The organism is Nocardia sp. JW2 (genome assembly GCF_051843015.1).
Taxonomy (GTDB): Bacteria; Actinomycetota; Actinomycetes; order Mycobacteriales; family Mycobacteriaceae; genus Nocardia; species Nocardia coubleae.
Window position 1 is genome coordinate 159,859 of sequence record NZ_JBPXLK010000001.1, and the last position, 17,784, is coordinate 177,642.

A 17,784-nucleotide genomic window follows, 5' to 3' on the forward strand; every position below is an offset into this window, starting at 1 on the left:
CCGTCTATGCTCAGCCCGGTGTCCAAGTTGACGACGGCGGCCAAACGCGTGCTGCTGGGCAGGCCCTTCCGCAGCGACTCGCTCGGCCATACCTTGTTGCCCAAACGGATCGCGCTTCCGGTGTTCGCCTCCGACGCGATGTCCTCGGTCGCCTACGCGCCGGAGGAGATCTTCCTGGTGCTGGCGGCGGCGGGCATCTCCGCGTACATGTACGCACCGTGGGTCGGTCTCGCCGTGGCGGTGGTGATGGCGGTGGTCGTCGCCAGTTACCGGCAGAACGTGCGCGCCTACCCGTCCGGCGGCGGCGACTACGAGGTCGCCACGGTGAATCTCGGCCCGACCGCCGGACTCACGGTCGGTAGCGCCCTGCTCGTCGACTACGTGCTCACGGTGGCGGTGTCGATCTCGTCGGCGGCCTCGAACATCGGCTCGGCCATACCGTTCGTCAACACGCACAAGGTGCTGTTCGCGGTCGTCGCGATCGCGGTGCTCACGGCCATCAACCTGCGTGGTGTGCGCGAATCGGGCACGGCCTTCGCGATTCCCACCTACGCTTTCATCTTCGGCATGTTCGTGATGCTCGGCTGGGGCCTGTTCCGGACCTACGTGCTCGGTGACGACATCCAGGCGGTCTCCGCCGGATTCGGGCTCCAGGCCGAGGACGAACACCTCTACGGCCTGGCCTTCGCCTTCCTGATCGCGCGCGCGTTCTCCTCCGGCTGCGCGGCGCTGACCGGTGTCGAGGCGATCAGCAACGGTGTGCCCGCCTTCCGTAAACCCAAGTCGCGCAATGCCGCGACGACACTGCTGATGCTGGGAACCATCGCCGTCGTGCTGCTGATGGGCATCATCATCCTGGCGCAGAAGATCGGGGTCGTCTACGCGCACGACACCTCGAACCTGGTCGGCGCGCCCGCCGATTACCACCAGAAGACGCTGATCGCCCAGATCGCCGAAACCGTCTTCCACGGCTTCCCCATCGGCTTCTTCTTCATCACCATCGTCACCGCCCTGATCCTGGTGCTGGCCGCCAACACCGCGTTCAACGGTTTCCCCGTGCTCGGTTCGATCCTGGCCCAGGACCGCTACCTGCCGCGGCAGCTGCACACCCGGGGCGACCGGCTGGCGTTCTCCAACGGCATCCTGTTCCTCTCCGGTGCCGCCATCGCGTTCGTGGTGCTGTTCGACGCCGAGGTCACCAAGCTGATCCAGCTCTACATCGTCGGTGTGTTCGTGTCCTTCGTGCTCAGCCAGACCGGCATGCTGCGGCACTGGACCCGCCTGCTGCGCAAGGAGACCGACCCGCAGGAGCGGTCGAGGATGAAGCGCTCGCGCGTCATCAACGCCATCGGTCTCACCCTCACCGGCACCGTGCTGGTGATCGTGCTCATCACCAAGTTCTTCGCAGGCGCCTACATCGCCATCATCACGATGGTCGCGATCTTCATCGTGATGAAGCTGATCCACAAGCACTACGACTCGGTGGCCCGCGAACTAGACGAATCCGATTGGGACGGGGTGCTGCCCAGCCGCACCCACTCCATCGTGCTGGTGTCGAAACTGCATCTGCCCACGCGCCGGGCACTGGCCTACGCGCGGGCCACGCGCCCCGACACGCTCGAGGCGGTGACGGTGAACGTCGACGACGCCGACACCCGCAAGCTCGTGCGCGAATGGGAGAACAGCGAGATCAACGTGCCGCTCAAGGTGGTCGAGTCGCCGTATCGCGAGGTCACCAAGCCGGTGCTCGAGTATGTGAAGCGGGTCCGCAAGGACGCGCCGCGCGACGTGGTCACCGTGTTCATCCCCGAGTACGTGGTCGGTCACTGGTGGGAGCAGGTGCTGCACAACCAGTCGGCGTTGCGGTTGAAGGGCCGGTTGCTGTTCGAACCGGGTGTGATGGTGACCAGTGTGCCGTGGCAGTTGTCGTCTTCGACGCGGGCCAAACAGGCGGCCGAGGTGAACGCACCGGGCTCGGTGCGTCGCGGGTTCGACCGGCCGGAGCGGCGCGAGTGAGCGTGCCCGGCCGACAACGGAAGTGGGTGTGGCTGTGAGTGATTGGCGCGGACAGGAATTCGAGGTGCGCCTCGGTGCGCCCGGGCACGGCGGGTTCTGCGTGGGCCGGCACGAGGGCCGGGTGGTCTTCGTGCGGCACGGACTGCCCGGTGAGCTGGTGCGCGCCCGGGTCACCGAGGATCGTGGTGGCTCGTTCTGCCGTGCCGACGCGGTGGAGATCATCGAGGCCTCCGCGGACCGGGTGCCCGCGACCTGTCCGGTCTCGGGGCCGGGCGGGGCCGGGTGCTGCGATTTCTCCTTCGCCACCCCCGCCGCGCAGCGCGCGCTCAAGGCGACCGTGGTGGCCGAGCAGGTGCGCAGGCTGGCCGGGGTGGAGCGTGAGATCGAGGTCGAAACGATCGGTGACGAGGTCGTCGGCGGCTGGCGCACCCGGGTGCGCCTGGTCGTCGACGCGGCCGGTCGCGCGGGCGTGCACCGGTACCGCAGCACCGAGGTGATCCCGGATCTGCGCTGCCCACAGCCGGTGGCGGGCGCACTCGACGGTGTGGCCGAGCGGTCCTGGACACCGGGTGCCGATCTGGTGGTCGCCGTGGACGGTGACGGTGTGCGTCACATCGTCGAACTGGCTCCGGCCGCCGAGGCGGACCGTGCGGGCACCCGGCCTGCCACCCCGCGCGGCGGCACCCGGGGGCGTGGGCAGCGACCCGCGCGGCACCGCGAATCGGGTCGCCCCGCCGCCGACGAACGCGGTGCGGTGCGCGACCGGGCCGCCGCCCGCAAGTCGGCGACCAACGCGCCGCGCGAGGAATGGGTGATGGCGGGCAGCGGCCGGGCCGTCGAGTATGTCGCGGGCCGCCGCTGGGAACTGTCGGCCACCGGTTTCTGGCAGGCGCATCACGGTGCGGCGCAACGCTATTCGGATCTGGTCGCCGAATGGTCGGGGCTGGAACCGGGCGGTTCGGGCTGGGATCTCTACAGCGGTGTCGGTGTCTTCGCCGCGCGGCTGGGGGAGCAGACCGGGCAGACGGGCGCGGTGTCGGCCGTGGAATCGGCCAGATCCGCCGTCGCCGACGGGACGGCCGCACTGCGCGACCTGCCGTGGGTGCAGTTGCACGCGGGCCGGGTCGAACGCTGGGCTCGCGAGGCCACGACCACCCCCGATGTGGTCGTCCTCGACCCGCCTCGCGCGGGTGCGGGCAAGGAGGTCGTAGCCGCCGTCACCGACGCCGACCCACGCCGGATCATCCACATCGGTTGCGACCCGGCCTCTTTCGCACGCGACCTCGGTTTGTACCTCGACGCGGGCTACCACCTGGCCGAGTTGCGTGCCTTCGATGCCTTCCCGGTCACCCACCACGTGGAATGCGTCGCGCTGCTCGACCGCTGAGAGATCGCACCCCGGGTTCCACCGCGGCTATTCCAGCGCCCAGGTCACCCGCACATTCGCACCGACCTCGGTCTCGCCGGGAACGACCGGCACCGGGGAACTGCTGCGCGCGAACATGATCGGTGAATCCATCTCGGCGCTCACGTCGTAAGCGCGGGGCGTGGGTGAGGTGTCCTCGGTGATCTGTAGCACCGCACCCAGGCGCACACCCGCGCGCGCCGCGTACTGCTCGGCCTTGGCGAGCGCGTCGTCGTAGGCGGCGTCGCGGGCCTGGACCAGCAGTGGCGCGGGGTCGGCGATACCACGGGTGAGCCCGCCGAGGCGCACGTCGTCGCCGCCCGCGTTCACCGCGGCGGCCACGGTCTCGGCGGGTTCGGTGCCGCTGCCCTCGCACAGCGCGATGCTGAGTCCCGTGGACGCGAGGTAGCCGACGATCTCGTTGCGCCCGTTGTCGGTGTAGACGGTCTCGGTGCGCACACTGAGACCGCTGGTCGCCAGGTCGCTGTCGCGCACCCCGGCCGTGCGCAACGCCGCGACCACCGCGTTCACGCGCTGACCAGCCCGGTCGTAGGCGCCCGCCACCGTGGCGGCCCGCGATTCCACCGTCAGGGTGACGCGGATGAGATCGGGGATCGCGCGCACCGTGCCGCGTCCGAAGGTGGTGGTGCTCGGCTGAGGGGATCGTTCGCTCACCGCTGCTCCTGTCGGTCGAGGGCTGTTGTGCAGCCCAACGTCTCGCATCGCCGGAGGGTTCCTTGTCCGGTCAGTGACTGCCGGAGATGGTGCGGACCGTGGCTTCCATCTGCGCGTACGCGCCTGCCGCGAGTCGTTGCAGCAGGGCGAGTTTGAGCTTCGGATGCACCTCGGAGAGCGAGTCGAACACCGCCGGGCTCAGTACCGCCACCCGCACCTGGGTTTCGGCGATCACCGCGTTGACGAACGGTTTGCCGACCAGCATCGGTATCTCGCCGAACGACATTCCCGCCGACAAGGTCACCAGCCGGTGCGTCCGCCCGTCGGTGCCGGGGAAGGTGAGCCGCACCCGCCCGTCCAGGATCAGATACAGGCCCGAGCGCTGATCACCGCGTTCGGCGATCGTCTCCCCCCTGGCGAAGGTTCGCTCGCCGAAATCGGCGGCCAGCCGGGCGCGGTCGTCGGGATCGAGCTCGGCCAGCAGCGGGTGCTCGTCGAGGGCGATCGAGGTGGTCGGGTGCGTTCCCGCTGGACGGTGCCGTGCGAGCACGATGTCCTCGCACCATTCGGTGGCGGTATCGCGATCGATGAACACCCGCCCGCGCGGGTCGTCGGGCCGCAGGCTCGACACGTCGTGGCCGAGCTTGGCATCGGGATCGACCAGCGCCACCCGCACCCCGGCCGGTACGAGCTCGGCCTGCAACGCGTCGATCATCCCGCGTGCCACCACGCTCACCTCACCTACCCGGCGCAGGTCGATCGCCAGCGCGTCGAGCTCGCCCGAGGCGGCCTCGATGGCCCGGACCGCCCGTTCGGCGCCGGAGAACAGCAGGTCGCCGTGCAGCTCGTAGACGCGGGCGCGGTCACCGTGCGCGGCGAGCACGGCGGCGTCGTCGGGGGAGCGGCGCATCCGGGAGGGCAGCTCCGACACCGAGTGCTCGGCGCGGATGGCGGTGCGCGCGGACCTGGTCACGTGACAGAAGTGCAGTTCGAGCCGCCGTGACAGTTCCCGGCATGCCGCCACCCCGCGCACACTGTTGCCCTGACCGTCCAGGCGCGGCGAGTACACCGAGATGCCGAGCTGCCCGGGCAGCACCGCGATGATCCCGCCGCCCACCCCGCTCTTGGCGGGCAGGCCCACCGTGGTCACCCAGTCGCCCGCCGCGTTGTACATGCCGCAGGTGGTCATCACACTCAGCACCCGTTCGGTCAGTGCCGTCGACAACGCCCGCTCGTGCGTCGCCGGGTTCACGCCGTTGTCGGCCAGCGTCGCCGCCATCACCGCCAGGTCGGCACACGTCACCTCGATCGAGCACTGGCGGAAGTAGCGGTCGACGACGGCGTCGGGGTCCACGTCGATGATCCCCACCGAACGCAGCATGTACCCGATCGCCCGATTGCGGTACCCGGTGCGCGATTCCGACTGGTACACAGCATCGTTCACGCGCAGCTCGCGTCCGGCGAAGCGCGAGTAGCAGTCCCGCACCCGTTCGAACTCGTCGGGCCCCTTGATCAGCGAGGCGGCGGTGATCGCCCCGGAGTTGATCATCGGGTTGCTCGGGCGCTGGGTGTCGGGTTCGAGCGCGATCTCGTTGAACGGTTCGCCCGAGGGCTCCACATCGATGTGGCGGGCGACTTCGTCGAGCCCCCGGTCGGCCAGGGCGAGCGCGTAGGTGAACGGCTTGGAGATCGACTGGATGGTGAACCCGACATCGGTGTCGCCGACCCGGTAGACCAGCCCGTCGGCGGTGGCGAGACACAGCCCGAACGAGTCCGGTGCGACGGCGGCGAGTTCGGGGATGTAGTCGGCGGGCGCGCCGGAGGTGTCGTCTCGGCAGGCCGCGTACACCTCGTCGAGAATGCCCGCGACCACCCCGGGATCGATCCTGTTCGGTTCGGCCACAGCGTCACTGTAGGGGGCATTGACAACGGTTCCCGGGCGGACGCGCGGGGAGATTGTGCTCACACGTCGCGCCCGTCAGCCGGGGGTGCGCCCGCTGGTCGGCGGGCCGTCCCGGCTACCGTCGGACAGTGCGCGACACCGGTCGGGGGCTTTCGCCCGCGGCCCGGCCAAATACACTGGGCGGATCAATCGGAAGTCCGGAGGGAGCGAGTTCAGGTGGGAGTGCTGTCGCGGGTGGATTCACCCGAAGATCTGCGCCGGCTGAGCGTGCCGCAGCTGCGGGAACTGGCGGACGAGATCCGCGAGTTCCTGGTGGCGAAGGTCGCCGCCACCGGTGGTCATCTCGGTCCCAACCTCGGTGTGGTCGAGCTGACCATCGCCCTGCACCGGATCTTCGATTCCCCGGCCGACCCGTTGATCTTCGACACCGGCCACCAGGCCTACGTGCACAAGATCCTCACCGGCCGCAAGGACCGCTTCGACACGCTGCGCATGCGCGACGGCCTGTCCGGCTACCCGAGCCGCGCCGAGAGCGAACACGACTGGGTGGAGTCCTCGCACGCCTCGGCCGCCCTGTCCTACGCCGACGGCCTGGCCAAGGCGTTCTCGCTCACCGACCAGAACCGCACCGTGGTCGCCGTCGTCGGTGACGGCGCGCTCACCGGCGGCATGTGCTGGGAGGCGCTCAACAACATCGCCGGTGCCGACCGCCCGGTGGTGGTCGTCGTCAACGACAACGGCCGTTCCTACGCACCGACCATCGGTGGCCTCGCCGACCGGCTCACCGCCCTGCGTACCCAGCCGGCCTACGAGCACGCCCTCGACACCGGGAAACGTCTGCTGAAAAGCATTCCGGCCGTGGGGGATTCGGCCTACTCGATGGTGCACGCGCTCAAGGCCGGGATCAAAGACGCCGTGAGCCCGCAGGAACTGTTCGGCGATCTGGGCATGAAGTACGTGGGCCCCGTCGACGGCCACGACCTGGTCGCGCTCGAGGCGGCCATGCGCCGCGCCAAGGACTTCGGCGGCCCCGTCGTGGTGCACGTGGTGACCCGCAAGGGCAACGGCTACGAGCACGCCGAAAACCATGTCGCCGATCAGATGCATGCCTGTGACCCCATCGACCCGCTCACCGGCCGCCCCCTGGCGGGCAAGAAGGCCAAAGGCTGGACGGCCGTGTTCTCCGAGGAACTCATCGAGCACGCCGCGCGCCGCGACGACATCGTCGCCATCACCGCCGCCATGCCCGGCCCCACCGGTCTTGCCGCGTTCGGTGAACGCTTCCCCGAGCGCATGTTCGACGTCGGCATCGCCGAACAGCACGCGATGACCTCCGCCGCCGGCCTGGCACTCGGCGGCATGCACCCCGTGGTCGCCATCTACGCCACGTTCCTCAACCGTGCCTTCGACCAACTGCTGATGGATGTGGCGCTGCTGAAACAGCCCGTCACCGTCGTCCTCGACCGGGCGGGTATCACCGGCCCCGACGGCGCCAGCCACAACGGCATGTGGGACTTCTCGCTGCTCGGCATCATCCCCGGCATCCGCGTGGCCGCCCCCCGCGACGGCGCCACCCTGCGTGAGGAACTCGCCGAGGCGCTCTCCGTCAACGACGGCCCCACCGTGCTGCGCTTCCCGAAAGGCACTGTCGCCGAAGACATCACCGCCGTCGAACGCCTCGACGGCCTCGACATCCTCCGCCTGGCCGTGCCCGGCGCGGGCACGGTGCAGTCCCAGCACGGTGACGTCCTGCTCGTCGCCGTCGGCCCCTTCGCCGACACCGCCATGCACGTCGCCGAACACCTTGCCCCCCAGGGCATCTCGGTGACAGTGGTCGACCCCCGCTGGGTCCTGCCGATCTCCGACACCCTGGTCAAACTCGCCGAGAACTACCGCCTGGTCGTCACTCTCGAAGACGGCGGCCTGCACGGCGGCATCGGCTCCACCCTCTCCGCCCGCCTGCGCGCCGCCGGCCTCGACGTCCCCACCCGCGATCTCGGCGTCCCCCAGCAGTTCCTCGACCACGCCTCCCGCCCCGAAATCCTCGAGGACCTAGGCCTCACCCCCGAAGCCATCACCCAGCGCATCACCGCCTGGCTCGGCGCCCACTAACCTCTCCGCCTGGCGACGACCGCGAAGTTCAACGGAATTCGTGGCCGTCCGGGTGGCAATGTCCAACCCTGTTCGCAGGCAACGAGTTCCGGGAAGGCGGGCCAGTCCATATAGGGCAGTTCCCGCACCGCCTCGATCGCCAGTCCCGCATCTAGCAGTGCTCCCACGACCTCACCGAGATCGTGTCGCCATTCATGATTGGTGGTGTGGGTGATCTGCCCGGCGGAATCCTCGGTGTAAGTGCCCGAATCCGTGTACGTCCTCGTCCCGCCCCCACCGAGGTAGTCGTCGGAGATCTCCCACGGCTCGAACCCCATCGCGCCGAGAATCGGATGATCGTCCCGGATCGAGAACACCCCACCCGGCTCCAGCAGATCGAGGATCGACCGAGCCCAAGCCGAGAGCTCCGGCAACCACACAATGGTTCCCGCACTCGTCACCACGGTGTCGAACCGCCGCCCGACCAGCTCCGAAGCCCGCCGCGCATCCCCTTCGACCCAGGTGACGGCACACCCCGCCTCCCGCGCGATCCGCTCCGCGTGCCGCAACGAATTCGGCGACAGATCGAGCCCGTGCACATCCACCGCACCGAGCCGCACCCACGACAAGGTATCGATCCCGATATGACACTGCAGATGCAACAACGACCGCCCCACGATCCCGGACTCCGGCAAGTGCGGCGCCAGCACCCCCAGGTCGTTGCGCACCACCGAAGAGATCCGCCCCGAATCCGCCAGATAAGCCTCCACGTCATACATCCGCGACCGCACATGCACCTCGGCCCGCTCATCCCAATTCGCCCGATTGGTGGCGATCGCCTCTTCGAACACAACGATTCCTCTCGATAGTCGACACCCGACACTAACCACGATCAAGCGGCCCGTCGAGCCATTTTTCGCACAGTGCTTTACGTCTTATCGAGAAATGAGCAGAGCACGCCTATGGAATATTTAGCGAAACTTCGTTCACAATGTCGGATGTCCGACGAGGATGCGTCATGAGCAGTAAGAATCTAGGGGCCGAGGGACGTGGAAGAATTGGAATGTCCCGGAGTCGAGAATCGGGAACGGTTTGTGGAATTTGCGCTGAATCTGCGTACGCAGGTGATCAGCGACCCCGATGCTTTCGAGAATGTAACGATGCCGCGATTTCTGGAAGCTCTCGCGGCGTTCGTGGAAGATCGTCGAAGTATTCCTGTCGGACTCGATTGGAACTTCCTCGCGCTACTCTTGTATGCCGGACTGAACTATGAGTGAATCGCGGTCGAAAGACGAGATTTGGTGGATCGGACGCGAGCGCAGCTTGGTGGACTAATCCCGTCACCTGAGGCTCGGGGCGTTTCACGGCCGCGTCTGACGAATTGAGCTACTCGACCTTCGGCGTCAGCGCTTTGGTCAGCGCCGGGACGGCGAGGGTTCGTTGCCACGGTCGTGCCCCACCTGCACGCAAGAAGTCCTCGATCGCGGCGGAGAGTTCTTCGGGGGTGCCGACGTTCTTGTAGTCGGGGAGCCCGTCCCAGCACAGCCGACGCACGAGATCGGGGGACAGCAGGTTTTCCACGGGGATGGAGTGTGCGGTGGAGAGTTCGCCCATGGCGTTGCGGGCGGTGGTCAGGCGGGCGGCGGCGATGGGGTCGCGGCGTTCCCAGCGGTTGACGGGGGGTGGGCCGTCGAAGGGGAGGGTGAGGGGTGGGAGTTGTTTGTCGGGGAGGGCGCGGGCGCGGTCTACGGCGGCGAGCCAGTCACGGGAGTAGCGGCGTTGGCGGGGGCCGCCGAAGACGGGGAGGGTGCGCAGTTGGGCGATGGTGCGTGGGTCGTTGGTCGCGGCGGCGACGATGGCGGAGTCGGGGAGGATGCGGGAGGGGGCGACATCGCGGGCGCGGGCCAGTTCGTCGCGGGTGGTCCACAGTTCGCGGACGACGGCGAGTTGGCGGGGGCGGCGCAGGGTGTGGATGCCGGAGGTGCGGCGCCAGCGGTCGGCCTTGGGGGCGGGCGGGTCCATGGTGCGGACGTGTTCGAATTCCTCTGCGGCCCAGTCCATTTTGCCCTGGGCTGAGAGATCTTCGGCGACGGTGTCACGCAGTTCCAGGAGGAGCTCGACGTCGAGGGCGGCGTAGTTGAGCCACTCGTCGGGCAGCGGGCGGGTGGACCAGTCGGCGGCGCCGTGGCCTTTGCGCAGGGAACGTCCGAGCAGGTTCTCCACCATGGCGGCCAGGCCGACGCGCTCGTAGCCGGCGAGGCGGCCGCCGAGTTCGGTGTCGAAGAGGCGGGCGGGGCGCAGGCCGAGTTCGGCGAGGCCGGGGAGGTCCTGGTCGGCGGAGTGCAGCACCCATTCGAGGTCGTTGATCGCCTCGGCCAGCGGGGTGAGCGCGTCGGTGACGGGGATCGGGTCGATCAGGAAGGTGCCCGCGCCTTCGCGGCGCAGCTGGATCAGGTAGGCGCGCGCGGAGTAGCGGAAACCGGACGCGCGTTCGGCGTCGACGGCGAGTGGGCCGGTGCCCGCGGCGATGGATTTGGCGGCCGCGGCGACCTCGTCGGGGGAGGCCAGCACGGGTGGAACCCCCTCGGCGGGGGCGAGCAGGGGCTCTGCTGCGGTTGGTTCCTCGGCGACCGACATAAACGTGAACTCTACGTGGCGATCACGGTCTGTCGGTGTGGGTATAGGAGTCCGGCCGTAAATGCGTGATTCCGGCGGGGGGTAATCCGGCGGCGAAGGCGAGCACCTCGCAGAACGCCTCCACGTGACGCCGCATCTCGGTGTTCATCGCCGTCCACGAGGCACGTAGCTCCAGCTGGTGGGCGCGTGGTGGGCCGGCGATGTCGCCGTACCGCACCGAACTGGTGGCGGTGACGGTGCCGCCGAGGGCGGTGAACGGTTCGCCACGTGACTCGAGGGAGTCGACCAGCCAGCTCCACGCGACCTCCGGGAGCAGCGGGTCGGCGGCGAGGGCGGCGTCGATGTCGGCCTGGATGTAGGCGACCAGCCGGAACACGCCGTGCCAGGCCTCGTCCCCGTCGGGGTCGTGGAGCAGGATCAGCCTGCCGAAGGCGTCGCCCTCGGAGTCGGTCGGCACGACCGGGGTGTCGGGGTGCACGACCTCCGCTCCGAGCGCATAGGAGAACGGCGCCAACCGCTGTGGGGGGCGGATAGGCGCCAGCTCGATTCGGGGGTGCACGGTTGCGGTGCCCATCGCATCGACCGCCGCCCGGAAAGAAGCAGGCTCGCGGGGCGTTCCCCCGGTCGGTGCGGCGCCGTCGCGGATGTCGAGCGGTGTCACGAGGGCAACCGTAGACGGTGGGTGTGCGGGGCGTGCGGAGGCGCGCCGCCTACGGCGGGCCGGTCAGGGGTGCGTTGCGGAGGGTGCATTCTCGAGCGCTTCGTGATGCGCGATGTGCGATCAGACGGGCGGTCGGTCGTGTCGCGCTCCTCCGATCGAACGTTCCTCGTCGGAATGACACCTCACCCCCTTCATCGGCGCGAGGCCGTCCGACACGTTGCCGCGTAGGAGCAGGTCGAAATCCGGTCGACGTGGTGGGGGAGCGTCGCCGGCTCGCAGCCGGGGACGGGTGAGCCAGAGGCCGCGCGACTCTACCCCCATGTGGGGGCGGAGTCGCCCACCTCGCCGCCTAGGATCATCGTGGTGAGCACCTACACCCGCCGCCGGTTGACCGATGCCCCTTTCTTGGCCGCCGCCACCGGCGCGACGCCGAGCAGGCGACCGGTTTGGTTCATGCGTCAGGCAGGCCGTTCGCTGCCCGAGTACCGGGAGCTGCGCAAGGGCATCGGCATGCTCGAGTCGTGCTTCGACCCGGAGCTGGTGTGCGAGATCACCATGCAGCCGATCCGTCGTCACGGTGTGGACGCGGCAATCCTGTTCTCCGACATCGTCGTTCCGCTCAAGGCGGCGGGCATCGACCTCGACATCGTGCCCGGTGTCGGCCCGGTGATCGCCTCGCCGGTGCGCACCGAGGCCGATGTGCGCGCCCTGCCGAGGTTGCGTCCGGAAGAGGTCGGCGCGGTCACCGCGGGCGTGCGGCTGCTCACCGACGCGCTCGGTGACACCCCGCTCATCGGTTTCGCCGGTGCACCGTTCACGCTGGCCTCCTACCTGGTGGAGGGCGGGCCGAGCAAGCAGCACGAGCGCACCAAGGCGATGATGCACGCCGACCCGAAGACCTGGCACGCGCTGCTCGGCACCCTCACCGACATCACCATCGCCTTCCTGCAGGCCCAGCTCGCCGCCGGTGTCGACGCGGTGCAGCTGTTCGATTCCTGGGCGGGCGCGCTGTCGCTGGCCGACTACCGCGAGTTCGTGCTGCCGCACTCTGAGCGCGTGTTCGCCGAGATCGCCGATGCGGGCGTGCCGCGCATCCACTTCGGTGTGGGCACCGGTGAGCTGCTCGGCGCGATGGGCGAGGCCGGTGCCGACGTGGTCGGCGTCGACTGGCGGGTGCCGCTCACCGACGCCGTGCGCCGGGTCGGTGCCGGGAAGGGTCTGCAGGGCAACCTCGACCCGGCCATCCTGTTCGCCGGATTCGACGCGGTCGAGGCGGAAGCGCGGCGCATCGTCGCGGAGGCCGACGAGGCGATCACGCTCGGCGCGACCGGTCACATCTTCAACCTGGGACACGGGGTGCTGCCGGACACCGATCCCGGTGTGCTGACGGCGCTGGTCGAACTCGTGCATTCGCTCTGAGGCACCAGGCCGAGGCGGCCGTCTGACAATCCCCTCGCCGCCGCGCTCGATGGTCGTCGATCGCGCGGGTGGGTGGTGGGCGTTCGCCGCCGGTCACGAGCCGCGCTCCGGAGCTCGACGTGACACTGCTGACACAGCGTGGGTGCGTCTTATCGGTGCGTCGGCCGCACGGCTACGGTCGGAGGATGCGGATCGCGGTTGTCGGGGGCGGAATCAGCGGGCTCGTCGCGGCGTACCGGCTGCGTCAGCGCCTCGGTGAGAGCGCCGATATCGTCGTGCTCGAGCAGCGCGGGCGGGTCGGCGGGGTGCTGCACACCGGTGAATTGGCCGGGGAGCCATTGGATCTCGGTGCTGAGGCGTTCGTCGGGCGCAGGCCCGAGGTGATCGAGTTGATGGGCGAACTCGGCCTCGACGATCAGCTGGTGCGACCCGCCGGGAAACGCCCACTGGTGTGGGCAGGGGGGAGTGCGCACTCGCTGCCGGGGCGGACCTTGATGGGTATTCCGTCCGATGCCGAATCGCTGCGCGGGCTCGTCGACGACGAAACCCTGCACCGGGTGGCGACCGAGCCGGAGCGGCCGCTGCGCTGGGAACCCGGCTCGGACATGGACGTGCAGTCGCTGGTCGCCGAACGGTTCGGTCGGCAGGTCGTGGAACGCAGTGTCGATCCGCTGCTCGGCGGGGTGTACGCGGGGATCAGCGCGTCGATCGGCATCCGTGCGGCCCTGCCGACGCTGGCCGCTGCCCTCGATCAAGGCGCGCCGAGTCTCACCGACGCCGTTCGGAAAGCGATGCCCGCCCCCAGCTCCGCGCCGGTCTTCGGCGGACTCCGCGACGGATACGGCGCCCTGCTCGCCGCGCTGACCGAGGCGGCGCGGGCCCGCTTGGTGACCGATCTCCCCGCGACACGGCTGGCCCGGTCACCCCAGGGTTGGGTAGTCGACCCGCTGGGCGCTGTCGACGCGGTCGTCCTCGCGACACCCGCGCCGGTCACCGCCCGGCTGTTGCACTACGTCGCGCCCGAGGCGGCTGCTCTAGCGGATGGAATCGAACTGTCGTCGTCGGCGCTCGTCGCGATGGCACTGCCGAAAGACACCGCCCTGCCGGACAATTCAGGCATCCTCGTCGCCACCGGAGAACCCTTGCGCGCCAAGGCTTTCACCCTGTCGAGCCGCAAATGGCCGCACCTGGCCGCCCGTGATGTCGCCCTCGTGCGCGCCTCGTTCGGCCGCTTCGGCGACGAGAAACCCCTCACCTGGACCGACGACGAACTCGTCGCCGCGGCCGTCGAGGACCTGAGCACCGTCACCGGCGCCGACATCAGCCCGCATGCCGCCGTCGTGCAGCGCTGGCCCGGCGGTCTACCCCAGTACGCCCCCGGCCACACCGAACGGATCGACGCCATCGAAGCCGCGATCGCCCCGCTCGAAGGACTTGCCGTCGCGGGCGCCTACCTGCACGGAGTCGGGGTTCCGGCGTGTGTTGCCGCAGGGACCGCCGCCGCGGAACGGGTCGCACACAGCCTTCACCATTGACACGGCTGCGCATTGCGGTCGGCACGCGGCGGTCGCCTCGGGATATTTGTTCACGAATCCACCACGACCGCACCAGCTTCAGCGAATCCAGATCATCATGCTGTAGTGGCGTTCGCCTCTCGCGCGCTACCTACTTGAGAGCGTGGTGATCAATCGTCCAGGTCCACGACGCCTGCGGCTAGTGGTGTTGGGCGATGTTGATGACGTTCCCGTCGGGTGCGCGGACGAAGAATCGCGTGATTCCCCAGGGTTCGGTGGTGAGGGGGTGGACGATCTCGAAGCCGCGCCGCTGCGCCTCGGCCAGCGCGGCCTCGACATCGTCGACTTTGATCGTCACGACCGGATTCTCCGGAGCGCTCGCGTCCTGCGTGACGACCTGCAGGTGCGCGCCCGTCTCGGGCGAGGTGAACCGCGCCACCCAACCGAGGTTGAACTCCTCGTCGCTGAGACCGAGGTAGTCCGCGTAGAAGCTTCTGGCGGCGTCGATATCGCCGACGGCAAGATCGGCGACCACACTGATGACGCGCATGAGATCCTCCTGTGCAGAGTTGTCGGTGTCAGCGCGACCGTACGCGGCCCGAAGACTCCGGTCGACGCGAACCGCGAACCGCGTCCGCTGCGTCCGGGCCCGCGCTCCACCGGCACGACACGAACGCAGGCCGAAGCCGATCCGGGTCGCAATGCACATACCCGATCGCGGCGTGGCTACCACCATCGGCGATAGCGCTCGTGCATGATCGCCCGCTGTGACCAGTCCCGCTGAGCGACCGACCCTGATCCTCGACCCCGATCTCGGTCCCGTCGAACTACACGCGGGGGAGGCGACCACCGTGACGGCCGTCTTCCGCGCCGACGAATCCTCGCCGTGGCGTGCGGTCGAGCACCACCTGGACTGATCCCGGCCGCCGCGCGAAATCCGCGCAGTGGCACCATGGATTCATGGCGCGACTCGACTACCAGGCCCTCAATTCCACCATCCGGTACCTGATGTTCTCGGTGTTCCAGGTACAGCCGGGCGTGCTCGGCGACGACCGGGCGGCGGCGATCAAGGAGGCGCAGACCTTCTTCGACGGGCTGGCCGACAAGGGCGTGGTGTTGCGCGGCATCTACGACGTGGCCGGATTGCGTGCCGACGCCGATTTCATGCTGTGGACCCACGCCGAACGGGTCGAGGACCTGCAGGCCGCCTACGCCGATTTCCGGCGCACCACCGAGCTGGGCAAGGCCAGCGCCCCGGTGTGGAGCAATGTGGCCGTGCACCGCCCGGCGGAGTTCAACAAGAGCCACATCCCGGCGTTCCTCGCCGGTGAGGACCCGGGCAACTACATCTGCGTGTACCCGTTCGTGCGGTCCTACGAGTGGTACCTGCTGCCCGACGAGGAACGCCGCAAGATGCTCGCCGACCACGGCAAGGCCGCCCGTGGCTACCCGGACGTGCGGGCCAACACGGTGAGCTCGATGGCGCTCGGCGACTACGAGTGGATCCTGGCGTTCGAGGCCCCCGAACTGCACCGCATCGTCGACCTCATGCGCGACCTGCGTGCTACCGAGGCCCGCCTCCACGTCCGCGAGGAGATCCCGTTCTTCACGGGCCCGCGCGTGGAGGTCGAGCAACTGATCAACGCGCTGCCGTAGGCCCTACTCTTTCGGCTCGAGCTTGAGCGCGATCGAGTTGATGCAGTAACGCTGGTCGGTGGGGGTGGGGTAACCCTCGCCCTCGAAGACGTGGCCGAGGTGGCTGTGGCAGTTCGCGCACAGCACCTCGACCCGGCGCATGCCGAGCGAGTCGTCGGGGCGCAGGATCACCGCGTCGGAATCAGCGGGGTCGAAGAACGACGGCCACCCACAGTGCGAGTCGAATTTCTCTGTGCTGCGGAACAATTCGGCACCGCACGCCCGGCAGGTGTAGACGCCCTCGGTCTTGGTGTCGGTGTATTCGCCGACGAAAGGTCGCTCGGTGGCGGCCTCACGCAGCACGGCGTATTCCTCGGGGTTCAGTTTGGCCCGCCACTCCTGCGGCGTCAGCTGGATGCGCGGCGCGGGCAACGAGGTATCGGAACTCATCACTCCACGCTAATGGTTTCGCGCCGCGCGCGCCGAAACGCTACTTCAGGGCGGGTTCGCGTTCCTCGACCGGTGCCACCGGATCGTCGCGGTCAGGCGCCGGTGCGGGGGCCGGCTTCTTCTCGACGCCGTCGCGCGAGTCGGGCGCCTTCGCCATCCAGGCCGGGTCGATGCCGAACTCCAGCCTGCCTTCGCGGCGGGCGGCCAGGTAGCGATCGCCCAGCACACAGAACACCACGATGAGCAGCAGTCCCCACCCGAAGGTGACGCGCAGGTATTCGAGCGTGCGCCCGATGTCCTGCCAGCGGTCCGACAACCACTTGTCGTAGGTCATGAACCCGAAGATCGCCAGCCAGGCCGGCCAGTTGCGCAGCACGGAGTTGCGCAGCACCACCGTCATCAGGAACGGGAACAGCATCATCGAGTAGTACATCTGGCCCAGCGAGGGCAGCAGGAACGAGGCCGTGAGCAGCACACCGGAGAACGTGGTGACGAAGAACAGTTCGTCATCGCGGTAGTAGCGCCACAGCAGCCACAGTGACACCGCGACGACACCGGCCATCACCACTTGCACCAGCAGGATCAGCCAGTGCGGCAAGCCATAGTAGGCGCCGTTGCCGCCGACCGAGCTGTTGAAGTAGTCGCGGGTCTGTGCCAGGTAGGGGAGCACGTGGGTGAAGAACCGTTCGGGGTCCTTCGACAGCGGCCAGGCCGCCGCGGTGAGCGCGACAGGCACACCGATACCGGTGATGAACACCTTCCACTGCCCGCGCACCGCCGCGACGAGCAGCAACGGAGCCAATGTCGGTTTCACGGCGATGCTCAGGCCTAGCGCGGCGCCCGCCCACAGATCACGCCGCCGCAGCAACAGATGAATGAACGCCAGCTCGGCCAGCAGCAGACACCCGTTGACATTGGTGAACACCAACGTGTTGATGACCGTCTCGGAGGCGAACATCGCCAGCAGCAGCGCGGGCGCGGCCACCGAACCGATGCCGAACTTGAACAACCGCAGCAGCAGGTACCAGGCAAGCAGGATCGCCGCGGCGTTCAAGGCGATGAACAGCCACCGTGACAGCTCGTACTCGATGATCGCGACGGGCGCGATCACCAGGGTTCCGCTGGGCGGGTACAGGTAATGAGGGTCGACCGAGTCGAAGTTGGCCGTGTACACGGGCCTGCCGTTCAAGAACTCGAACGAGGCGTTGTACACCGGGCGATAGTCGTCGGTGACGAAACCGTTGATCGCCTTGATGAAGACACGGTTCAGCACCGTCATGACCGCGAACGGCCACAATGCGAACTTCATCACCTCGGCGGCGGTGCGAGCGGTGCGGGGCTCGAGCTGTCGGAACAACACTGGGGCACGGTACACCGG

At 68.6% G+C, this 17,784-nt stretch carries 16 protein-coding genes; 8 read left to right on the top strand and 8 right to left on the bottom strand.

Translation table 11 applies throughout. The annotated features are described in order from the left end of the window. The first annotated feature begins 18 nt into the window (after positions 1-18). Together ACSVDM_RS00755 and ACSVDM_RS00760 are read left to right on the top strand one after the other, a co-directional pair. The gene (locus ACSVDM_RS00755; protein ID WP_067493039.1) at positions 19-2,016 is read left to right on the top strand and encodes an APC family permease; all 1,998 of its coding nucleotides are present in this window, start codon (positions 19-21) and stop codon (positions 2,014-2,016) included. A 34-nt stretch (positions 2,017-2,050) separates the two neighbouring features. Further along, on the top strand, positions 2,051-3,403 hold the full coding sequence (locus ACSVDM_RS00760; protein WP_439262642.1) for a class I SAM-dependent RNA methyltransferase: 1,353 nt from the start codon (positions 2,051-2,053) through the stop codon (positions 3,401-3,403). Positions 3,404-3,430: 27 nt separating this feature from the next. On the opposite strand, the gene ACSVDM_RS00765 is transcribed toward ACSVDM_RS00760, so the two are convergent. Together ACSVDM_RS00765 and glsA are read right to left on the bottom strand one after the other, a co-directional pair. Then, positions 3,431-4,096, bottom strand: coding sequence for an SIMPL domain-containing protein (locus ACSVDM_RS00765; protein WP_439261969.1), 666 nt, complete (start codon positions 4,094-4,096; stop codon positions 3,431-3,433). A 70-nt stretch (positions 4,097-4,166) separates the two neighbouring features. Beyond that, positions 4,167-5,999: a glutaminase A gene (gene glsA, locus ACSVDM_RS00770; protein WP_439261971.1), complete on the bottom strand. Its 1,833-nt coding sequence runs from the start codon at positions 5,997-5,999 to the stop codon at positions 4,167-4,169. Between the two features lie 216 nt (positions 6,000-6,215). On the opposite strand from glsA, the gene dxs reads away from it, so the two are divergent. Further along, a complete protein-coding gene (dxs, locus tag ACSVDM_RS00775) occupies positions 6,216-8,111 on the top strand; it encodes a 1-deoxy-D-xylulose-5-phosphate synthase (RefSeq protein WP_439261973.1) in 1,896 nt (631 codons plus the stop codon). On the opposite strand, the gene ACSVDM_RS00780 is transcribed toward dxs, so the two are convergent. Further along, positions 8,108-8,941 carry a class I SAM-dependent methyltransferase gene (locus ACSVDM_RS00780; protein ID WP_439261975.1) on the bottom strand — a complete coding sequence of 278 codons (834 nt, stop codon included), beginning with the start codon at positions 8,939-8,941 and terminating at the stop codon, positions 8,108-8,110. The genes dxs and ACSVDM_RS00780 overlap by 4 nt on opposite strands. A 198-nt stretch (positions 8,942-9,139) precedes the next feature. On the opposite strand from ACSVDM_RS00780, the gene ACSVDM_RS00785 reads away from it, so the two are divergent. Next, positions 9,140-9,367, top strand: coding sequence for a DUF7660 family protein (locus ACSVDM_RS00785; RefSeq protein WP_439261977.1), 228 nt, complete (start codon positions 9,140-9,142; stop codon positions 9,365-9,367). Positions 9,368-9,476: 109 nt separating this feature from the next. Here ACSVDM_RS00785 and ACSVDM_RS00790 read toward each other — a convergent pair whose 3' ends face one another. Continuing rightward, entirely contained in the window at positions 9,477-10,727 is a 1,251-nt protein-coding gene (locus tag ACSVDM_RS00790; protein WP_439261979.1) for an HRDC domain-containing protein, read from the bottom strand. A gap of 22 nt (positions 10,728-10,749) precedes the next feature. Continuing rightward, a complete protein-coding gene (locus ACSVDM_RS00795; protein ID WP_439262644.1) occupies positions 10,750-11,301 on the bottom strand; it encodes a DUF3000 domain-containing protein in 552 nt (183 codons plus the stop codon). A 450-nt stretch (positions 11,302-11,751) separates the two neighbouring features. On the opposite strand from ACSVDM_RS00795, the gene hemE reads away from it, so the two are divergent. Next, on the top strand, positions 11,752-12,807 hold the full coding sequence (gene hemE, locus ACSVDM_RS00800; protein ID WP_371851993.1) for a uroporphyrinogen decarboxylase: 1,056 nt from the start codon (positions 11,752-11,754) through the stop codon (positions 12,805-12,807). Between the two features lie 185 nt (positions 12,808-12,992). Beyond that, on the top strand, positions 12,993-14,342 hold the full coding sequence (locus ACSVDM_RS00805; RefSeq protein WP_439261981.1) for a protoporphyrinogen oxidase: 1,350 nt from the start codon (positions 12,993-12,995) through the stop codon (positions 14,340-14,342). A gap of 178 nt (positions 14,343-14,520) precedes the next feature. Here ACSVDM_RS00805 and ACSVDM_RS00810 read toward each other — a convergent pair whose 3' ends face one another. Further along, positions 14,521-14,871 carry a VOC family protein gene (locus ACSVDM_RS00810; RefSeq protein ID WP_439261983.1) on the bottom strand — a complete coding sequence of 117 codons (351 nt, stop codon included), beginning with the start codon at positions 14,869-14,871 and terminating at the stop codon, positions 14,521-14,523. A 217-nt stretch (positions 14,872-15,088) separates the two neighbouring features. Here ACSVDM_RS00810 and ACSVDM_RS00815 point away from each other — a divergent pair, with 217 nt between their 5' ends. Together ACSVDM_RS00815 and hemQ are read left to right on the top strand one after the other, a co-directional pair. After that, entirely contained in the window at positions 15,089-15,238 is a 150-nt protein-coding gene (locus tag ACSVDM_RS00815) for a hypothetical protein (protein WP_439261985.1), read from the top strand. A gap of 43 nt (positions 15,239-15,281) precedes the next feature. After that, on the top strand, positions 15,282-15,977 hold the full coding sequence (hemQ, locus tag ACSVDM_RS00820; protein WP_357145720.1) for a hydrogen peroxide-dependent heme synthase: 696 nt from the start codon (positions 15,282-15,284) through the stop codon (positions 15,975-15,977). A gap of 3 nt (positions 15,978-15,980) precedes the next feature. On the opposite strand, the gene msrB is transcribed toward hemQ, so the two are convergent. After that, positions 15,981-16,406: a peptide-methionine (R)-S-oxide reductase MsrB gene (gene msrB / locus ACSVDM_RS00825; RefSeq protein WP_378665668.1), complete on the bottom strand. Its 426-nt coding sequence runs from the start codon at positions 16,404-16,406 to the stop codon at positions 15,981-15,983. Between the two features lie 40 nt (positions 16,407-16,446). Beyond that, positions 16,447-17,766: a glycosyltransferase family 87 protein gene (locus ACSVDM_RS00830; protein ID WP_439261988.1), complete on the bottom strand. Its 1,320-nt coding sequence runs from the start codon at positions 17,764-17,766 to the stop codon at positions 16,447-16,449. Between the last annotated feature and the right edge of the window lie 18 nt (positions 17,767-17,784).